This is a genomic window from Caballeronia jiangsuensis (assembly GCF_046030135.1).
In the GTDB taxonomy this organism is placed as follows: domain Bacteria; phylum Pseudomonadota; class Gammaproteobacteria; order Burkholderiales; family Burkholderiaceae; genus Caballeronia; species Caballeronia jiangsuensis.
This window is the reverse complement of the sequence record NZ_JAQQDB010000060.1, coordinates 19,843-38,286: the sequence shown is the minus strand read 5'-3', so window position 1 is coordinate 38,286 and position 18,444 is coordinate 19,843. Positions and strand designations below refer to the sequence as shown.

19 protein-coding genes and 1 rRNA gene are annotated in these 18,444 nt (G+C 63.0%); 16 read left to right on the top strand and 4 right to left on the bottom strand.

Annotated elements, in window-relative coordinates:
- Positions 1-108 precede the first annotated feature (108 nt).
- From rrf to PQR08_RS36075, 4 genes are all read left to right on the top strand, one after another.
- Positions 109-222: ribosomal RNA gene (gene rrf, locus PQR08_RS36090) — 5S ribosomal RNA — on the top strand.
- 247 nt (positions 223-469) lie between these two features.
- Positions 470-1,333 carry a translesion DNA synthesis-associated protein ImuA gene (imuA, locus tag PQR08_RS36085; RefSeq protein ID WP_250483742.1) on the top strand — a complete coding sequence of 288 codons (864 nt, stop codon included), beginning with the start codon at positions 470-472 and terminating at the stop codon, positions 1,331-1,333.
- Positions 1,278-2,861, top strand: a complete 1,584-nt coding sequence (locus tag PQR08_RS36080; RefSeq protein WP_250483741.1) for a Y-family DNA polymerase — start codon at positions 1,278-1,280, stop codon at positions 2,859-2,861. Before imuA ends, PQR08_RS36080 begins: the two co-directional genes overlap by 56 nt.
- Before the next feature lie 7 nt (positions 2,862-2,868).
- Positions 2,869-6,339, top strand: a complete 3,471-nt coding sequence (locus tag PQR08_RS36075; RefSeq protein WP_250483740.1) for an error-prone DNA polymerase — start codon at positions 2,869-2,871, stop codon at positions 6,337-6,339.
- Here PQR08_RS36075 and PQR08_RS36070 read toward each other — a convergent pair.
- Both PQR08_RS36070 and PQR08_RS36065 read right to left on the bottom strand, forming a co-directional pair.
- Positions 6,333-7,271 carry a dTDP-4-dehydrorhamnose reductase family protein gene (locus tag PQR08_RS36070; RefSeq protein ID WP_250483739.1) on the bottom strand — a complete coding sequence of 313 codons (939 nt, stop codon included), beginning with the start codon at positions 7,269-7,271 and terminating at the stop codon, positions 6,333-6,335. The two genes, PQR08_RS36075 and PQR08_RS36070, sit on opposite strands and share 7 nt — an antisense overlap.
- Complete coding sequence (locus PQR08_RS36065) at positions 7,268-7,474, bottom strand: heavy-metal-associated domain-containing protein (protein WP_250483738.1); 207 nt, start codon at positions 7,472-7,474, stop codon at positions 7,268-7,270. The genes PQR08_RS36070 and PQR08_RS36065 overlap by 4 nt, the downstream gene beginning before the upstream one ends.
- 98 nt (positions 7,475-7,572) lie before the next feature.
- On the opposite strand from PQR08_RS36065, the gene cueR reads away from it, so the two are divergent.
- Complete coding sequence (cueR, locus tag PQR08_RS36060) at positions 7,573-7,959, top strand: Cu(I)-responsive transcriptional regulator (RefSeq protein WP_238214260.1); 387 nt, start codon at positions 7,573-7,575, stop codon at positions 7,957-7,959.
- A gap of 236 nt (positions 7,960-8,195) precedes the next feature.
- Entirely contained in the window at positions 8,196-8,342 is a 147-nt protein-coding gene (locus PQR08_RS36055; protein ID WP_075583840.1) for a DUF3563 family protein, read from the top strand.
- A 100-nt stretch (positions 8,343-8,442) separates the two neighbouring features.
- Here PQR08_RS36055 and copM read toward each other — a convergent pair whose 3' ends face one another.
- A complete protein-coding gene (gene copM, locus PQR08_RS36050; protein ID WP_250483737.1) occupies positions 8,443-8,841 on the bottom strand; it encodes a CopM family metallochaperone in 399 nt (132 codons plus the stop codon).
- 113 nt (positions 8,842-8,954) lie between these two features.
- Between copM and PQR08_RS36045 the strand changes: the two genes are divergently transcribed.
- Positions 8,955-9,326: a hypothetical protein gene (locus tag PQR08_RS36045; protein ID WP_250483736.1), complete on the top strand. Its 372-nt coding sequence runs from the start codon at positions 8,955-8,957 to the stop codon at positions 9,324-9,326.
- 12 nt (positions 9,327-9,338) lie between these two features.
- Here PQR08_RS36045 and PQR08_RS36040 read toward each other — a convergent pair whose 3' ends face one another.
- Positions 9,339-10,184: a 23S rRNA (adenine(2030)-N(6))-methyltransferase RlmJ gene (locus PQR08_RS36040; RefSeq protein ID WP_250483735.1), complete on the bottom strand. Its 846-nt coding sequence runs from the start codon at positions 10,182-10,184 to the stop codon at positions 9,339-9,341.
- 290 nt (positions 10,185-10,474) lie between these two features.
- Between PQR08_RS36040 and PQR08_RS36035 the strand changes: the two genes are divergently transcribed.
- The 9 genes from PQR08_RS36035 (at position 10,475) to hscA (ending at position 18,442) form a co-directional block, all read left to right on the top strand.
- Positions 10,475-11,269 (top strand): 3-hydroxybutyrate dehydrogenase, encoded by a 795-nt coding sequence (locus PQR08_RS36035; RefSeq protein ID WP_035501144.1) that lies wholly within the window; start codon positions 10,475-10,477, stop codon positions 11,267-11,269.
- Between the two features lie 15 nt (positions 11,270-11,284).
- Entirely contained in the window at positions 11,285-12,496 is a 1,212-nt protein-coding gene (locus PQR08_RS36030; protein ID WP_250483734.1) for a patatin-like phospholipase family protein, read from the top strand.
- 123 nt (positions 12,497-12,619) lie between these two features.
- Positions 12,620-13,102 carry a low molecular weight protein-tyrosine-phosphatase gene (locus PQR08_RS36025; protein ID WP_250483733.1) on the top strand — a complete coding sequence of 161 codons (483 nt, stop codon included), beginning with the start codon at positions 12,620-12,622 and terminating at the stop codon, positions 13,100-13,102.
- Between the two features lie 141 nt (positions 13,103-13,243).
- Positions 13,244-13,771, top strand: a complete 528-nt coding sequence (gene iscR / locus PQR08_RS36020) for a Fe-S cluster assembly transcriptional regulator IscR (RefSeq protein WP_035501141.1) — start codon at positions 13,244-13,246, stop codon at positions 13,769-13,771.
- 86 nt (positions 13,772-13,857) lie between these two features.
- On the top strand, positions 13,858-15,081 hold the full coding sequence (locus PQR08_RS36015; RefSeq protein ID WP_035501140.1) for an IscS subfamily cysteine desulfurase: 1,224 nt from the start codon (positions 13,858-13,860) through the stop codon (positions 15,079-15,081).
- Between the two features lie 36 nt (positions 15,082-15,117).
- Entirely contained in the window at positions 15,118-15,546 is a 429-nt protein-coding gene (gene iscU, locus PQR08_RS36010) for a Fe-S cluster assembly scaffold IscU (RefSeq protein WP_250483732.1), read from the top strand.
- Positions 15,547-15,603: 57 nt separating this feature from the next.
- Entirely contained in the window at positions 15,604-15,927 is a 324-nt protein-coding gene (iscA, locus tag PQR08_RS36005) for an iron-sulfur cluster assembly protein IscA (RefSeq protein ID WP_035501138.1), read from the top strand.
- 83 nt (positions 15,928-16,010) lie between these two features.
- Complete coding sequence (hscB, locus tag PQR08_RS36000; RefSeq protein ID WP_187604544.1) at positions 16,011-16,541, top strand: Fe-S protein assembly co-chaperone HscB; 531 nt, start codon at positions 16,011-16,013, stop codon at positions 16,539-16,541.
- Between the two features lie 35 nt (positions 16,542-16,576).
- Positions 16,577-18,442: a Fe-S protein assembly chaperone HscA gene (gene hscA, locus PQR08_RS35995; RefSeq protein ID WP_250483731.1), complete on the top strand. Its 1,866-nt coding sequence runs from the start codon at positions 16,577-16,579 to the stop codon at positions 18,440-18,442.
- Positions 18,443-18,444: the final 2 nt, after the last annotated feature.

Genomic DNA, 18,444 nt, shown 5'->3' with positions numbered 1-18,444 from the left:
CACCACTGGCTGAGCAAAGCGTGTGTGCAACAGTCACCACCCGAATTCAATACTACTTCTTCCCAGATTGGTTGTAGCGCCCTACAGGCGATACAACAACAAGTCATGCCTGATGACCATAGCGAGTCGGTACCACCCCTTCCCATCCCGAACAGGACCGTGAAACGACTCCACGCCGATGATAGTGCGGATCACCCGTGTGAAAGTAGGTAATCGTCAGGCTCCTCATGCCGAAAACAAAAACCCCACCCCGCAAAGGTGGGGTTTTTGCGTTGGAGCGGCGAATTCGCACGAACGCCAGTAATTCCCTCCTCGAATCTCGCCCATGCTCCGGCAACGCACGCTCCTGCATCGCCAGATGTTTACCCTCCTGCGCCAAAATACTGTATAAATATACAGTAAAACCAAAGACCGCTGAGTGCTCGAACCATGAGCAGGCCCTTGCATTCGCGCTGGACGGGGAAAACTCATGGGTGCAGCACTTTCATTGCTCGACATCGGGCTGACCTCGCATCTGCAGCGTCAGATCTGGCAAGGCAGTCCGATCAACGATCCCGACTCGAACATCATCTCGAGCGGATTTCGGACGCTTGACCTGGCGTTGCCCGGTGCAGGCTGGATGCCCGGCACGGTCACCGAATTACTGATCGAAGAGAGCGGCGTGGGCGAAATCAGATTGCTCGCGCACATGCTTCGAGAACTCACAGTAGGCAAAGACCGCTCCGTCATCTTCATCGCGCCACCGTGGAAGCCCAATCTGGCTGCGTTTCGCGCGATGAAAATCGCGGTCGACAAACTGGTCTGGGTCAAGGCGCCCGAAGATCAGGTGCTCTGGGCTGCGGAGCAGTCGCTGAAGCAGGAAGGCATCGGCGCTGTGCTGATCTGGCTGCCTCAAGTGCGCCCCGAAGCGCTGCGAAGGCTGCAAGTGGCGGCTCAGGAAGCGCGGTCGCTGGCGTTCCTGTTCCGTCCGCTCAAAGCGGCGAGGCAATCATCCGCTGCGCCATTGCGCATGGTCTGCAAGCCGATACTTCCCGCCAGCGCACCGACGATGAACCGTCGCGAATGGATGCAAGCCGTCATGCTCGAAATCGACATCATCAAGCGGCGTGGTCCATTGCTGGGTAAGCCGTTGCAGTTGAGCTTGCCGCTGCAGATGCCTGCTCTGCCCGAACATATTCGTCGTGCGCATCAGGCAAGGAAAGCACGAGAGGTCAAACATGTTGTGGATAGCGGTGACATTGCCGCTTTTATCGCTCGAAGCAGTCAGGCCGCCCTCGATGCCCTCGGCATCGGGGAATTCGATCTCGCCTGGAGCGACATCGACGTCGAATGACGCGCGTGCCGACGATATCGGTCAACCATGCTTCGCGCTCGCCGATCACGCGCGCATCCTGATGCCCGATCTCGTCGCGTTTCGGCTCGGAGTGCGGCCCGGCAGCACGCGCTCGCATGCGTTCGCGCTCGCGCCGCAACTGACGCTGCTCGCCGTCGATGTTCGCGAGGAGCAGAACGCGCTCGAAGCCGTTGCGCTGGCGTTGCTCGCATTTACGCCCAAAGTCGTGCTGGCCCATGCGAACACGGTGTTGCTCGAAGTCGGCGGGAGCATGCGGCTTTTCGGCGGTTTGCGCGCGTTGCTGTCCAGGGTGACATCGACGGTGAAAGGATGCGGCTTCACTTCGCGCATGGGCTGCGCGCCGACAGCGTGGGGTGCATGGCTGCTGGCTCACGCGCGCACGCGTCGTGTTGCGCGGCGCGTGCGCATCGTGAAAGAGACGACGCTCGTCCACGTGCTCGATGCGTTGCCCGTATCACTTATCCCATCGGCGCATTCGCACGGCAACGTGTTCGAGCAGATCGGCTGCGCAACGCTCGCCGATTTACGTCGGCTGCCGCGCAAGGGCGTCGCGCGAAGGTTCGGCCAAGGCGTTCTGCAATGGCTCGCACAAGCGTACGGCCAGGCGCCCGATCCGCGCGAGGCGTTTTGCGCGCCGGCGTCGTTCGAGGCTCGGCTCGAATTGCAGGCGCGCGTGGAAAGTGCCGAGGCGCTGCTGTTCGCCGCCCGCCGGCTCGTGCTGCAACTCGCCGGCTGGCTGAGCGCGCATCATGCGGCCGTCAGCGAATTTTCGCTGTTGCTCGAACACGAGCTGGCGGCCCGTCACGCGCCGAAAACGTCGACGTTCAAGGTGGCGTGGGCCGTACCGACGCGCGAAGCCGATCACATTCTCTGGCTGCTGCGCGAGAAGCTGAATCAGACGACGCTCGCGGCGCCCATCATCGAGATGACGCTTCTCGCCGACAAGGTGAGCGAGCATGCGCCGCCGGCCGAGACCCTGTTTCCGATGCCCGGCTCCGACAGCGAATCGATGGCGCAACTGCTCGAACGTCTGAGCGCGCGGCTCGGCGCGGAGAGCGTCGTGCAACTGGTCGCGCGAGACGATCACCGGCCCGAAGCGGCGATGACGGTCGAAGCTTATAAGCCCGCAGGCGAAACGAAGCCGAAGCGCGGGAAGAAATCGTCGAAGACGCAAGCGGCAAAAGCCGATACGCCAACCGAAGCGGAATCCGAAGCGCAAACCGAATCCGACGGGCCGCTCGAGCTTCCCGATGTGGCCGTTCCTTCGCAGCCCCGTCCGTCGTGGATACTCGAAACGCCGCAAAAGCTGATCTTGCGCAACGAGCGGCCGTTCTATCGACGCCCGCTGAAGCTGATCAGCCGGACCGAGCGTATCGAGGCGGGATGGTGGGACGGCAATGGCGTCCAGCGCGATTACTACGTTGCCGCCGACGATCGCGGCCGTATGTTCTGGCTGTATCGCGAACGTCTCACCGGCGACTGGTTTCTGCACGGTTTTTTCGGATGATGCCGACATGGACGATTTGAGCGACATCATCGGCCTGGGCGAGGGCGACGAAGGCGACGACAAGACCGCATTTCCCGGCGCGATGTCAGCCTCGGCGCTGTTGCCCGGCTATGCCGAACTGCATTGCCTGAGCAACTTCTCATTCCTGCGCGGCGCATCGCATCCGCAGGAGCTGGCTGCGGCGGCGCTCGAGCACGGCTATACCGCGCTCGCGATCACGGACGAATGCTCGCTCGCGGGCGTCGTACGTGCGCATGCCGCGATCAAGGACATCGAAGCGAAGGCGCGCGCCGATGCCGAAGCCGCGCAACTTGCCGGCGAGCCGCCGCCGAAGAAGCAGGATCTGAAGCTGATCATCGGCAGCGAACTGCATCTCACCGATGCCGACGGCGCGCCGTTCTGCACGCTTATCGCGCTCGCGACGAATCGGGCGGGCTACGGCAATCTGTCGGAGCTGATTTCACAAGCGCGCGCTCGTTCGCCCAAGGGCAGCTACAAGATAGGTCCGGAGGACTTCACGGATCCGGCGGCGTCATCCAACGCGGCCGATCTGCGCGGCGATATCGCGCATCTGAAGTACTTGCCCGATTGCATCCTGATTCTCGTGCCGCAGAGATCGGCGACGCTCGCCGATACGCTCGACCGCGCGCACTGGCTGGCCGGCTTTGCCGCGGGCCGTGCGTGGCTCGCGCTGGAGCTCTGGCAGGACGGCAGCGACGACGAGCGTCTTGCTTCGTGTCGCGTGATCGCCGAAGCAAGCGGATTGCCGCTCGTCGCGGCGAGCGGCGCGCTGATGCACGCGCGTTCGCGCAAGCCTTTGCAGGACACACTCACCGCGATTCGCCTGAATCGGCCGCTCGCCGAATGCGGCTACGCGCTCGAAGCGAACGCGGAGCGGCATCTGCGCACGCGGCTGCGCATCGGCGCGCTGTATCCAAAGGAGGCGATCAGGCAAACGCTGAAGGTGGCCGCCTGTTGCACCTTCTCGCTCGACGAACTCAAGTACGAATATCCAGAGGAACTGGTGCCGCCCGGCGAGACGCCCGCGAGCTATCTGCGCAAACGGGTGATCGCGGGTGCGCTGCAACGCTGGCCGAACGGCATGGATGCCGAGACGATCGGTCTTATCGAAAAAGAACTGGCGCTCATCGCCAGGCTGGAATATGAGAAGTACTTCCTGACGGTGTATGACATCGTTTCGTTCGCGCGTAGCCAGAATATTCTGTGTCAGGGGCGCGGCTCGGCGGCGAATTCAATCGTCTGTTATTGCCTGTTCATCACTGAGCTCGATCCGGTCCGGATGGGCTTGCTGATCGAGCGCTTCATTTCTCAGGCGCGCAACGAGCCGCCCGATATCGACGTCGATTTCGAGCATCAGCGGCGCGAGGAAGTCATCCAGTACATCTATCGGAAGTACGGGCGGCATCGCGCGTCGCTGGCGGCATCGCTCATCACGTATCACACGCGCAGCGCGCTGAAGGATGTCGGCAAGGCGCTCGGGCTCGATGCGTCGCTGATCGAGCGCATCGGCAAGTCGCAACAATGGTGGGACGGGCCGTCGGCGGTGGCGGGCTATCTCAGGGAAGCGGGCTTCAGCGACGATTCGCACGTCACGAAGCATCTCATCCGGCTGACGCGCGAGTTGAGAGGCTTTCCGCGGCATCTGTCGCAGCACGTCGGCGGTTTCGTGATCGCGCGGGAACGCTTGTCGCGGCTCGTGCCGATCGAAAACGCCGCGATGAAAGACCGCTGCGTGATCCAGTGGGACAAGGACGATATCGATCAGCTGAAGCTCCTGAAAGTGGACGTGCTCGCGCTCGGCATGCTGTCGGCGATCCGGCGCGCCCTCGAATTCGTCGCGCTGCGGCGCGGCGTGCCGGGTTTCGGGGTCTCGCATATTCGTCGCGAGGACAAGGCCGTCTACGAGATGTGCTGCCGCGCGGACACCATCGGCGTGTTTCAGATCGAATCGCGCGCGCAGCAAAGCATGCTGCCGCGCTTGAGGCCGCAGAAATACTACGACCTCGTGATCGAAGTGGCGATCGTGCGGCCCGGTCCGATTCAGGGCGGCATGGTGCATCCGTATCTGCGCCGCAAACAGGGGCTGGAGGACGAGGAGTATCCGAAAGAGGAACTGCGGCCAGTGCTCGGCCGCACGCTCGGCGTGCCGATCTTTCAGGAGCAGGTGATGAAGCTCGCGATGGTCGCGGCGGGCTACACGGCGGAGCAGGCCGATCAGTTGCGCCGCGCGATGGCCGCGTGGCGCCGTGGCAGTCATCTGGAGAAGTATCAGGCCGATCTCATGAAGAAGATGCTTGCGCGCGGCTACGAGCACGATTTCGCCGCGCGCGTGTGCAAGCAGATCGAGGGGTTCGGCGAATACGGCTTTCCGGAAAGTCATTCGGCGAGCTTCGCGCTGCTCGTTTATATCAGCGCGTGGATCAAGCGTTACGAGCCTGCGGCGTTTCTGGCCGGTTTGCTGAACAGCCAGCCGCTCGGTTTCTATTCGCCGTCGCAACTCGTGCAGGATGCGCGGCGTCACGGCGTGCCGGTGTTCGCGCCCGATGTTTCCCTGAGCGATTGGGAGTCGGTGCTGGAAGCGCGGTCAGGCGATGGCGAGCGGGTCGTGTTCGATGCCGGCAAGGAGCGGCGGCGCCAGCAGTTCTATGGCGCGGCTGCGTCGGATCGCGTGTTTCGGAAGACCGTGCGGCGAGCGGCGCGCAGACTCAGAAAGCGCGTCGAGCTGGATGGACGGCAATACGGCGCAAAAGGGCCGGGCGTGCGGATCGGGCTGCAACTGATCAAGGGTCTTCCGCAGGCGGCGGCCGAGCGGATCATGGCAGCGCGCGCGCAAGCGCCATTCATCGATGTCGACGATCTCACGCGTCGTGCCGGCTTGTCACGACGCGAACTCGAAGCGCTCGCGGCGGGCAATGCGCTGGCGAGCATCGCGGGGCACCGGCGTCAGGCGTGGTGGGCGGTCACCGCACAACAGCGCGCGCCGGCATTGCTGCGCGATGCGCCGATGAGCGAGACGCCGCTCCTGCTGCCGGAAGCATCGGAAGGCCGTGAAATCGTCGACGATTACGCGAGCCTCGGACTCACGCTCAATCGTCATCCGCTCGCGCTTTTGCGTGACAAGCTTTCCCGCCTGCGTTTCAAGACCGCCGCCGAACTCGCGGACATCAGAAACGGACGCTTCGTGCGCGCGTGCGGCATCGTGACGGTGCGGCAACGGCCGGGCACGGCGAACGGCACGATCTTCGTTTCGATCGAGGACGAAACCGGTGCGATCAATGTGATCGTCTGGCCGGGCCTCGTCGAGAAGCAGCGCAAAGTGCTGCTCGGGGCGTCGCTGCTCGGCGTGCACGGCGTCTGGCAAATGGAGGGCGAGGTGCGTCATCTGGTGGCGCAACGGCTCGAAGACCATAGCGCGCTGCTCGGCCGCCTCGCTGCGCCGAGCCGCGATTTTCACTGATCCGGGAAGTCCGGATATTTGGCGAGCAGCTTGGCAATCGCGCTGTCGAACGGCGTACGCCTGCCGATGCCGAGCGCTTCCAGCCGCCCGGAATCGAGATGACAGTCGCGCGGGCGCGGCGTCGCGTCCGTCGGCGCGCGCTGCGCGACGAGCTTCGCGTCAACTCTCAGCGCTCGCGCGATGCGTTGGGCGATGTCGAACTTCGTCATCGGTTCGTCGCCGGACCATTGCGTGATGCCGGAGATCGTCGCGCCTTTCGCATGATGTTCGAGCATTCCGCGGATCACCACGGCGACATCGGGCGTGAACGTCGGATAGCGCGTCGCCCAGGCGTCCATCGACGCGGGCGGGCTCGCCGGATCGGCCGATTTCACGATTGCGGGCGTGAGGCTCGTCACCGCCGATTCGTTCCAGTCCGTGAACGGCCCATAAAGCAGCGGCAGGCGCAGCACGCAGGACGCCGGGTCGCTCTCGAGCAACGCGCGTTCGCCGTCCAGCTTGCTTTGCCCGTAGGCGTTGAGCGGCGCGGGCGCATCGTCGGGAAAATAGGGCGGGGCGGTGCCGTCGAACACGTAATCCGTCGAAATCGACAGGACCCATGCGCCGAGCGAGCGCGCTTCGTTTGCGATCACGCTCAACGCATCGACGTTCAGCGCGCGCGCGAGCGCCGGATCGTTTTCGCAGACGTCCGGGCGTCGCTCCGCCGCCGCGACCACGATCGCATCGGGCGCGAACTCGCGAAAGAAGGCGGACACCGCTTCCCGGTCGAGCAGATCGAGTTTCGCGTTCCGTGCGTCGGCACGGCTGTGGGCCGTGCGCACGATGCGCCATTCTTTCGCGCCGGGCGCGCTCGCCAGTTCGTCCGCGATGGCGCGGCCCAGCAATCCCGACGCGCCGATGAGCGCGACGGTGAACCGTTCGCTCCCCCTCATGCCGAAGCGATGCCGACGACCGTGTAGCCTGCCTCGTCGATGGCTTCCTTCAGCGCGTCGCTCGATTTCCCGGACTCGACGGCGACGGTGCCGCGTTCCAGATCGACGCGAACCTGCGCCTGCGGGTCGATTTCCTGGATCGAGCGCGTCACGGCCGCGACGCAGTGCTGGCAACTCATGCCCTGAACTTCGAATTCGGTCATTGCGGTTTCCTCTTTAAAAAGCTCGAATCAACGTCATCGTATACCTTGCCATGATGGGAAGGTGTAGAGTCGGGATGACATTTTTTCAGGAGCGAACGATGAACATCGGCGAAGCGGCCCGCGCCTCGGGCGTGACGGCGAAGATGATCCGCTATTACGAGAGCGTCGGTTTGCTCAATGCGGTCGGGCGGACGTCGTCCGGATATCGCGTGTACGGCGATCCGGAAGTGCACGCGCTGCGCTTCGTGCGACAGGCGCGTCGGCTCGGCTTTTTAGTCGAGGATATCCGCAAGCTGCTTGCTTTATGGCACGACCGGTCGCGGGCGAGTGCCGAGGTCAAGTCGATCGCGTTGGAGCACGTCGCGGAACTGGACCGCCGAATCGCCGAGTTGACGGAAATGCGCGACACGCTGTCGCATCTTGCGACCCATTGTCATGGCGATGCCCGACCGGATTGTCCGATTCTGGACAAACTGGCGCAGTGAATGCACCAATGCGGTGCTCAAGGATACCAAAGCACGCTTGGAGACTTGCTAATTGTCCGAAAAATCAGCGATCTAAAGCAAATCTTCGGCCCGCACCATTCCGAAACCGAATGCACAGTATTCAAGCATTTCACTACCCCGGCGCGGCTGTTCTCCTCTATAATCCGGGTATTCCCTAGTGCGGGTAATCCCTGACCCGAATTGCCAGGGATCTTTTAAAGACCTTGGAGAACATCATGTTTGCATTTCTGATCGAAAAACTGAGCTTTTGGTTTGAAGCCGCTGAGCAACGCCGCCGTGAAGCGTATCTCGCGCAGTCGACGGACATCGTCCAGCTCGAAAAGCGCATCCGCTCGCTCGAATCGAACGGCTACAACGCGTAAGCGTTTCGTTCCTGGCGTCGAAAACGCCGAACGTGAAAGTTGAAAAGCCCCGCATCGCGGGGCTTTTGCGTTTCTGCTGCTGCACGCTTTCGGCCGAGCCTCAATGCTTAGGCGGATGCTGCTCCAGCCACTGCTTCATGAACGCGATTTCCTTGTCCTGCGAAGCGATGATGTCCTTCGCAAGCTTGCGAAGCTTCGCGTCCTTGCCGTATTTCAATTCGACCTTCGCCATTTCCACCGCGCCCTGGTGATGCGGAATCATGTGCGCGACAAAATCCCGGTCGGCGTCGCCCGTGTACTCGACGCCCGACATTCCCGACATCATTTTCTGATCGGCCGCCTGAAATGCGGCGGTGGATGACACGTCGGTGGGCTTCGGCGCGTGCTGTTCCATGTTCATGCCCGGCATCGCGTCGCTCGCAGGTGCGGCGGGCTGTGCGAACGCGCTTGCGCTACAGAGGGCGGTGAAGATGGCAAGCGCGATTCGTTTCGATTTCATCGTATCTCCTGTGAAAAGGGCGGTTGCGAAGCTGCTTCTGAGTGCGAACGCCTAGCCTAAAGCTTGCCATCGGGGTAAGGTAAAGCAGTTTCGTCTACATAAATGAGCGCGCGATGCCAGCCCACATCAACGACACGACGAATAAACGCATCCGCGATCGCGTCGCGAGAATCGCATGTGTTTGCGTCGCGCTTGCCGCAGCTTTGTTCGGCTCGCAATCGACGTTCGCCAAGCCGGGCGGCGAACCTCTGGTGCTCGATACGCAAACCGGCATCCACAGCGGCGTCAGCGGAACCGTGCTTCAGAGCGGGCCGCTCGGCGGTCCCGGCATGGTGCCGATGGCGACATTGCCCGGCCTGCCGCAGGAGGCGGAGCCGCCGATCGTGGTTTCACCCTACGTCGAATATTCGAACGGGCAGAGCACCGTGCCCACGCAACCCGGCGGCGGCATACGACCGCGGGTGCCGCGCACGATTCATCCCTGATGCTGGCCAGGCTTAGTCCGCGCGATGTTCCAGCTTGAACGACGCGTTGTCGTCCTCGCCGAGCGCATCGACGAGATAGGGCAGTGAAGCCTTCAGCTCCTTCGCCAGCGTGTAGGGCGGATTGATCACGAACATGCCGCTGCCGAACAGCCCGAAGCCGTCAGTCGGCGGTTTTCGCACAGTCAGGGCGGCATGCAGCCAACCTTTCGGCTGGATGGCTTTCAACTGGTCGGCGAAGCGCTGCGATTCGATGCGCGTGACGATCGGATACCAGACCGCGTATGTCCCCGTCGCGAAGCGCTTGATGCTTTCCTCGAGACACGTGAGCGTGCGGGCGTAGTCGCGCTTGTCCTCGTACGACGGGTCGATCAGCACGAGCGCGCGGCGCGGCGGCGGCGGCAGAAGCGCCTTGATGCCGTCGAAGCCGTCGCCTTCGTAGATCATCGCGCGCCGGCCGGCGTCCCGAAAATTGTGACGCAGCACGTCGATCTCCGTGCTGTGCAGTTCGAAAAGCCGCATGCGATCCTGCTCGCGCATCAAGCGCCAGGCGAGATAGGGCGAGCCGGGGTAAAAGCGCAGATCGCCGTCGGGATTCAGCGCCTTCACTTCATCGACATAATCAGCGAGGAGCGGCGGCAGATCGTCGCGATCCTGGAGCTTCCCGATCCCCGTTTCGAACTCCGCGTTTTTCGCCGCGTAGCCTTCGGTGAGCGAGTAGACGCCGGCACCGGCGTGCGTGTCGATGTACCAATACGATTTGTCCTTCAGGCCGAGATGGCGAAGCATCTGAATGACGATTGCGTGTTTCAGCACATCGGCGTGATTGCCCGCATGAAAGGCGTGACGATAACTGAGCATGACGAGAGGCCCGCGTGGGGCGTGAAAAAACAGGAATGAAAAGGTGCGGGGAAGGGGGCCTATTCTAGCCGACGCCGCTCGCCGCAATCATCACGACGCCGGGCTTTCGCTGCAGCGCACTGCGTCCTTCATGCACAATAGCCGCTCCCGGACATTCATGAACAGTCGGCCGAACGGCGTAGGCATTCTGATGTTTCGCACGAATTTTCCTATGCCGAACGGCCAGCTTGATGGTCGTACTGACAGATGTTTTCATTCACCTGATGTCTTCCACTGGATAGGAGGTTCGCATGTCCTCAAACGGTAAGCTCGACGGCAAGACCGCGGTCGTGACGGGCGCGGCGAGCGGCATCGGCCGCGCGATCGCATTCACGCTCGCCGGCGCGGGCGCGGCGGTCGCCATCGCAGACCTGAATCAGGCGGGCGCCGACGCGGTCGCCGAGGAAATTCGCGGCCAGGGCGGAAAGGCCATCGGCATCGCGATGGACGTGACGAACGAAGATGCGGTGAATCAGGGCATCGATCGCGCCGCGTCGGAACTCGGCTCGGTGGACATCCTCGTGTCGAATGCGGGCATCCAGATCGTCAATCCGATCGAAAACTACGCGTACGCCGACTGGAAGAAGATGATGGCCATCCATGTCGACGGCGCGTTTCTCACCACCAAAGCCGCGCTGAAGCACATGTACAAGGACGATCGCGGCGGCGTCGTGATCTACATGGGTTCGGTGCACTCGCACGAGGCGTCGCCGCTCAAGTCGGCCTATGTGACCGCGAAGCACGGCTTGCTCGGCCTCGCGCGCGTGCTCGCCAAAGAGGGCGCGAAGCATAACGTGCGTTCGCATGTCGTCTGTCCGGGCTTCGTGCGCACGCCGCTCGTCGACAAGCAGATTCCCGAGCAGGCGAAGGAACTGAAGATCAGCGAAGAGGAAGTCGTGAAGCGCGTGATGCTCGGAGGCACCGTGGACGGCGTGTTCACCACCGTCGAGGATGTCGCGCAGACCGTGCTCTTCCTGTCCGCGTTCGAAACGGCCGCGCTGACGGGGCAATCGTTCGTCGTGAGCCACGGCTGGTTCATGCAATAAGGGAGAACACGCGGGATGTCGGAAATCGAGAACGAAAACGCGGTGCGAGTGTCAGCTTCGGCCGAAGCGCGCGCGCAGTCCCGGATCCACTTGCCGCCCTACGAGACGATCGCGCTGATGCTGCAGGGCGGCGGCGCGCTCGGCGCCTATCAGGCGGGCGTTTATCAGGGGCTTCACGAGGCGGACATTCATCCGAACTGGATCGCCGGCATCTCCATCGGCGCGCTCAACACGGCGATCATCGCGGGTAATGCGCTGGAACATCGCGTGACGCGTCTGCTGGAATTCTGGGAGACGATCTGCCAGCCGGCATTCGGTTTCCCGTTGCCCGCCTTCGTCGAGCGCGCGCTTTTCGACTCCGGCGACGAGATTCGCAAGGCGTTCACCGCGATGCAGGCCGCGGGCGCGGTCGTCGAAGGGCAGAAGGGCTTTTTCATTCCCCGCTTTCCGCCGCCGTCGCCGATCGCGTCGGGCTCGCCGCAAACCGCGAGCTATTACGACACGACGCCGCTCAAGGCCACCCTCGAGCGTCTTTGCGATTTCGACCGCATCAACTCCGGCGAGACTCGCGTTTCGGTCGGCGCGGTGAATGTCGCGACCGGCAATTTCGCCTATTTCGACAACAGGCAGATCGAGTTGCGCGCCGAGCATTTCATCGCATCCGGCGCGCTGCCGCCGGGTTTTGCCGCGGTCGAGATCGATGGCCAGTTCTACTGGGACGGCGGCCTCATGTCGAACACGCCGCTTTACGAGATCGCGCAGGCGACGCCGCGACGCGACACGCTCGCTTTCCAAGTCGATCTGTGGAGCGCGCGAGGGCCGGTGCCGGACAGCATCGTCGACGTAATGGGACGCGTGAAGGACGTGCAGTATTCGAGCCGCACGCGCCTCGTCACGGATCAGATGCAGCGCTCGCAGCGCTACCGCAACGTGTTGCAGCACGTGCTCGACCTCGTGCCCGAAGAGACTCGGAAGAATGACGAATGGTGCAGGCTTGCCGCCGATCTGGCGTGTTCGAAGCGCTACAACATCATTCACCTGATCTACCGGCAAAAGGAATACGAGGGTCATTACAAGGACTACCAGTTCGGCCTTTCGACGATGCGCGAGCACTGGGAAAGCGGTCTCGCCGACATGCGCCGCACGCTTGCGCATCGCGACTGGTTCGACATGCCCAACGGCGAGTCCCGCTTCGTCACGCACGACATCCATCGCGACGAACGGTGAGCGCGTTCCGAACGCCGGAATGCCCGGTTGGGCGAGAAAGTGTGTCACTTTGTATAATCGCGGACGCATTCCGGCGGCTGTCTCAGTCGACGTCGCCGGGCGCCAACACTTTTCCGGCTTTAGATGAACTCGATCGCGATCTGCTTCGTCTGTCTCGGCAACATCTGCCGCTCGCCCAGCGCGGAAGCGGTGATGCGCGACCTCGTCGAGCGCGCGAAGCTCGCTGAGCGGATCGTCATCGATTCGGCGGGAACGGGTGACTGGCACATCGGCGAGGCACCGGACGAGCGCGCCCAGAAAGCGGCGAGGAAGCGCGGCTACGATTTGTCGAAGCTGCGCGGCCGCCAGGTCGCCGCCGCCGATTTCGCGCGCTTCGACCTGTTCATCGTCATGGATGACGCGAACGCCACCGCACTGACGGCAGTCTGCCCGCCCGAGTATCGCGACAAGATTCGCCTGCTCATGGAGTTCGCCACGAACGACGACAGTCGCGTTGTCGTCGATCCCTATTTCGGCGGTGAGGAAGGTTTCGAAAAAGTGCTCGATCAGTGCGAAGACGCCTGCGAAGGCTTGTTGAAGGCCTTGCGTGCCCAACTGACGGCCTGACAGCCCGCGCCCGCACGCCAGCCGTGCGAGTGCCGAAGAAACCAATTAAAAAGCTACTTATCTCGTCCCGGATACTTGACTAAAACTGTGGGATATTTATACTTGACGAAAATCATCGAGTATTAGCGTTAGCCCCCAATTATGAGACTCACCACGAAAGGCCGTTTCGCCGTCACGGCGATGATCGACCTGGCGTTGCGCCAGGAGCAGGGCCCGGTGACGCTGGCAGGCATCAGTCAGCGCCAGCGCATCTCGCTTTCCTATCTCGAACAGCTCTTCGGCAAGCTGCGGCGGCATGAGATTGTGGAATCGGTTCGCGGACCGGGCGGCGGTTACAACCTCGCGCGCCGCGCCGAGAACGTCACGGTCGCCGACATCATCATCGCGGTCGACGAGCCGATCGACGCCACGCAATGCGGCGGCAAGGGCACGTGCGAAGGCACGAAGCAGCACGACGGCCACTGCATGACTCACGAACTCTGGGCGACGCTCAATCAGAAGATGGTCGAGTATCTGGATTCCGTTTCGTTGAAGGATCTGGTCGACCAGCAGCGCGCCCGCGAGGGTTCGTCGACGGTGCTGCGTGACCGGCGCGCCGAATCGGCTGGCGTGGAGGCCGCGCGCGTCGCGCCCAAGGGTCCGAATTCCATTTTCAACCTGGCCGGATGACATAAGCGTTGCGCTGGCGTGAGAGCCGGGCGCGCAGATAGAAAGCATCCCAGCCAAGAGCTTTGACCGATTTCCCGGAGCGACTGATGAACAACGATATTCCCCACCTGCCCATTTACATGGACTACAGCGCGACGACCCCCGTCGATCCGCGCGTGGTGGACAAGATGATCCCGTATCTTCGCGAGCAGTTCGGCAATCCGGCCTCGCGCAGCCATCAGTACGGCTGGGATGCGGAGCGTGCGGTCGAGGAAGCGCGCGAGAACGTCGCGGCGCTCGTGAATTGCGATCCGCGCGAGATCATCTGGACGTCGGGTGCAACGGAATCGGACAACCTCGCGATCAAGGGCGCCGCGCACTTCTATAAGAGCAAAGGCAAGCACATCATCACCGTGAAGACCGAGCACAAGGCCGTGCTCGACACCACGCGTGAGCTGGAACGCGAAGGCTACGAAGTCACGTATCTCGACGTGAAGGACGACGGTCTCATCGATCTGGACAAGCTCAAGGCGGCGATCCGCCCGGACACGATTCTCGTGTCGGTGATGAGCGTGAACAACGAAATCGGTGTGATCCAGGACATCGAGGCGATCGGCGAGATCACGCGCGAGAAGGGCATCATTTTCCACGTCGATGCGGCGCAGGCCACCGGCAAGATCCAGATCGACCTGCAAAAGCTGAAGGTCGACCTGATGTCGTTTTCGGCGCACAAGACGTACGGCCCGAAGGGCATCGGCGCGCTGTACGTGCGTCGCAAGCCGCGCGTGCGCATCGAGGCGCAGATGCACGGCGGCGGTCACGAGCGCGGCATGCGTTCGGGCACGCTCGCGACGCATCAGATCGTCGGCATGGGCGAAGCGTTCCGCATCGCGCGTGAAGAAATGGCGACGGAAAACGAGCGCATCCGCATGCTGCGCGACCGTCTGTTGAAGGGCCTACAGGACATCGAAGAGGTGTACGTCAACGGCGACATGGAGCGCCGTGTGCCGCACAACCTCAATATCAGTTTCAATTTCGTCGAAGGTGAATCGCTGATCATGGCGGTGAAGGATGTCGCGGTGTCGTCGGGATCGGCGTGCACGTCGGCTTCGCTGGAGCCGTCGTACGTGCTGCGTGCGCTCGGCCGCAACGACGAACTCGCGCACAGCTCGATCCGCTTCACGGTCGGCCGCTTCACCACCGAGCAGGATGTCGACTACGTAATCAACCTGCTGAAGACCAAGATCGCGAAGTTGCGCGATCTGTCGCCGCTCTGGGAAATGCACAAGGACGGCATCGACATCTCGACCATCCAGTGGGCCGCGCACTGAGCGACACGCGTCACCGAACAAAGGAGAGTTTGAATCATGGCTTATAGCGAAAAGGTTCTGGACCACTACGAAAATCCGCGTAACGTCGGCTCGTTCTCGAAGGACGACGACACCGTCGGCACCGGCATGGTCGGCGCGCCGGCCTGCGGCGACGTGATGAAGCTGCAGATCCGCGTTGGTGCGGATGGCGTGATCGAAGATGCGAAGTTCAAGACGTATGGCTGCGGTTCGGCGATCGCATCGAGCTCGCTCGTCACCGAGTGGGTGAAGGGCAAGACGCTGGATCAGGCGCTGACGATCAAGAACACGCACATCGCCGAGGAACTGGCGCTGCCGCCGGTGAAGATCCACTGCTCGATTCTCGCGGAAGACGCGATCAAGGCAGCGGTCCTCGATTACAAGCAGCGACATGGCGTCGTTGCGCCGGAAGCGCAGGCGACGGAAGCGAAGCAGCACGCGGCTTAAGTGACGAAAGCGGGCGCCATGCAGGTGCGTGGCGCCTCGGAGAGAGAAGCGAAGACTATGGCAATCACGTTGACGGATAAAGCGGCACAACACGTGCAGAAGTATCTGACGCGGCGCGGCAAGGGCGTCGGCCTGCGGCTGGGCGTGCGCACAACGGGCTGTTCGGGTCTGGCGTACAAGCTCGAATATGTCGATGAACTCACGCCTGAAGACACCGTGTTCGAGACGTCGGGCGTGAAGATCGTGATCGATCCGAAAAGTCTTCCGTATCTCGACGGCACCGAGCTCGACTTCGCCCGCGAAGGTCTGAACGAAGGCTTCAAGTTCAACAACCCGAACGCGAAGGACGAGTGCGGCTGCGGCGAATCGTTCCGCGTCTGACGCGAATGACGCCGGCGGCATCGGCAAAAGAGGCGGCGCGTGCCGCCTTTTTCATTCGCGCACACTGAATCCATAGACACAGCATGGCCTCGCTTACCGACAGTCACTTCGACCTCTTCGATCTGCCGCAGACGTTCGCCGTCGATCCGCAGAAACTCGACGACGCTTATCGCACCGTGCAGGCGCAAGTGCATCCGGATCGGTTCGCCGCAGCCGGCGATGCGCAGAAACGTCTCGCGATGCAATGGGCCACGCACACGAACGAGGCCTATCAGACCTTGCGCGATCCGTTGAAGCGCGCGCGCTATATGCTGTCGCAGCGCGGCATCGACGTCGGCGCGGAGAACAACACCGCGATGGAGCCCGCGTTCCTGATGCAGCAGATGGAATGGCGCGAAAATATCGAGGATGCTGCGGGCGCGAAGAACATCGGCGCACTCGAAGCGCTGCTCGACGAATTGCGTGAAGAAGAACGCGTGCGCTTCACGAAACTCGAAGCGCTGATCGACAGCAGATCCGATCAGGCCGCGAGCGAGGCGGTGCGGCAATTGATGTTCATCGAACGCGTGGCTCATGAAATCGGCGCGCAGATCGAGCGGCTGGAACACGCGTAAGACGAGTCAGCCGCAATAACCCCATAAGACCAACGATGGCTTTACTGCAAATCTCAGAACCCGGCATGGCCCCGGCGCCGCATCAGAGGCGCGTGGCGGTCGGTATCGATCTCGGCACGACGAACTCGCTCGTCGCGGCCGTGCGCAGCAGCGTGCCCGAAGCGCTGCCCGACGAGGACGGCCACGTGCTGCTGCCGTCGGTGGTGCGCTATCTGGAGAAGGGCGGACGGCGCATCGGCCGGACCGCGAAGGAAGAAGCCGTTATCGATCCGCGCAACACGATCGTGTCGGTCAAGCGCTTCATGGGCCGCGGCAAGAGCGAAGTCGAAGGCGCCGAGAACGCGCCGTACGATTTCATCGACGCGCCCGGTATGGTGCAGATTCGCACCATCGACGGCGTGAAGAGCCCGGTCGAAGTATCGGCGGAAATTCTCGCGACGCTGCGTTATCGCGCGGAAGACACGCTCGGCGAGGATCTCGTCGGCGCGGTGATCACGGTGCCCGCCTATTTCGACGAAGCCCAGCGGCAGGCGACCAAGGACGCGGCGAAACTCGCCGGCCTGAACGTGCTGCGCCTCCTGAACGAACCGACCGCGGCTGCCATCGCCTACGGTCTCGACAACGGCTCCGAAGGCCTTTTCGCTGTCTACGATCTCGGCGGCGGCACGTTCGATCTGTCGATCCTGAAGCTCACGAAGGGCGTCTTCGAGGTGCTCGCGGCGGGCGGCGATTCCGCGCTCGGCGGCGACGATTTCGATCACGCGTTGTATCGCCATGTGCTGGAGCAGGCGGGCGTCGCGCTCGATAAGCCGGAAGACGTGCGCCTGATGCTCGATCGCGTGCGCTCGGCGAAGGAAGCGCTGTCGGATGTGTCCGAGACGCGCGTGCAGGCGACGCTTTCCACGGGCGTCGAAATCGACGTCGCCGTGACCGAGGCGCAATTCGCCGCGCTGGCCGAATCGCTCGTCGCGCGCACGCTCGCGCCGACGAAGAAAGCGCTGCGCGATGCGAAGGTCGCGCCCAAGGACATCAAGGGCGTCGTGCTGGTCGGCGGCGCGACGCGCATGCCGGTCATCCGCCGCGCGGTCGAGGCGTTCTTCGGCCAGCCGCCGCTCGTCAATCTCGATCCGGATCAGGTCGTCGCGCTCGGCGCCGCGATCCAGGCCGACCTGCTCGCCGGCAACCGCCGTGGCGAAGGCGACGACTGGCTGCTGCTCGACGTGATTCCGCTGTCGCTCGGCGTCGAGACGATGGGCGGCCTCACCGAAAAGATCATCCCGCGCAACTCGACGATTCCCACCGCGCGCGCGCAGGATTTCACGACCTTCAAGGACGGCCAGACCGCGATGGCGATTCACGTCGTCCAGGGCGAGCGCGAGCTCGTGTCCGACTGCCGCTCGCTCGCGCGTTTCGAGCTGCGCGGCATTCCGCCGATGGCGGCGGGCGCCGCGCGCATTCGTGTGACCTATCAGGTCGATGCGGACGGGCTGCTTTCCGTGTTCGCGCGCGAGCAGGGTTCGGGCGTGGAAGCGTCGGTGGTGGTGAAGCCGTCGTACGGTCTTGCCGATGACGAAGTCGCCCGCATGCTCGAAGAGAGCTTCCAGACCGCGGAAACCGACATGCACGCGCGCGCGTTGCGCGAGGCGCAGGTGGAAGCCGAGCGTCTGATCGAGGCGACGCACGCCGCGCTCGAAACCGATGGCGAACTGCTCGACGACGAAGAGCGCGCGGAAATTCTCACGCTCGTGACCGGGCTCACGGCGCTCGCGAGCGGCGATTCGGTCGAAAAGATCGAGGACGCCACGAAGGCGCTGGCCACCGGCACCGACGAGTTCGCCGCGCGGCGCATGAACAAGAGCATCCGCCGCGCGCTCGCGGGCCGCAAGCTCGACGACGTCTGATC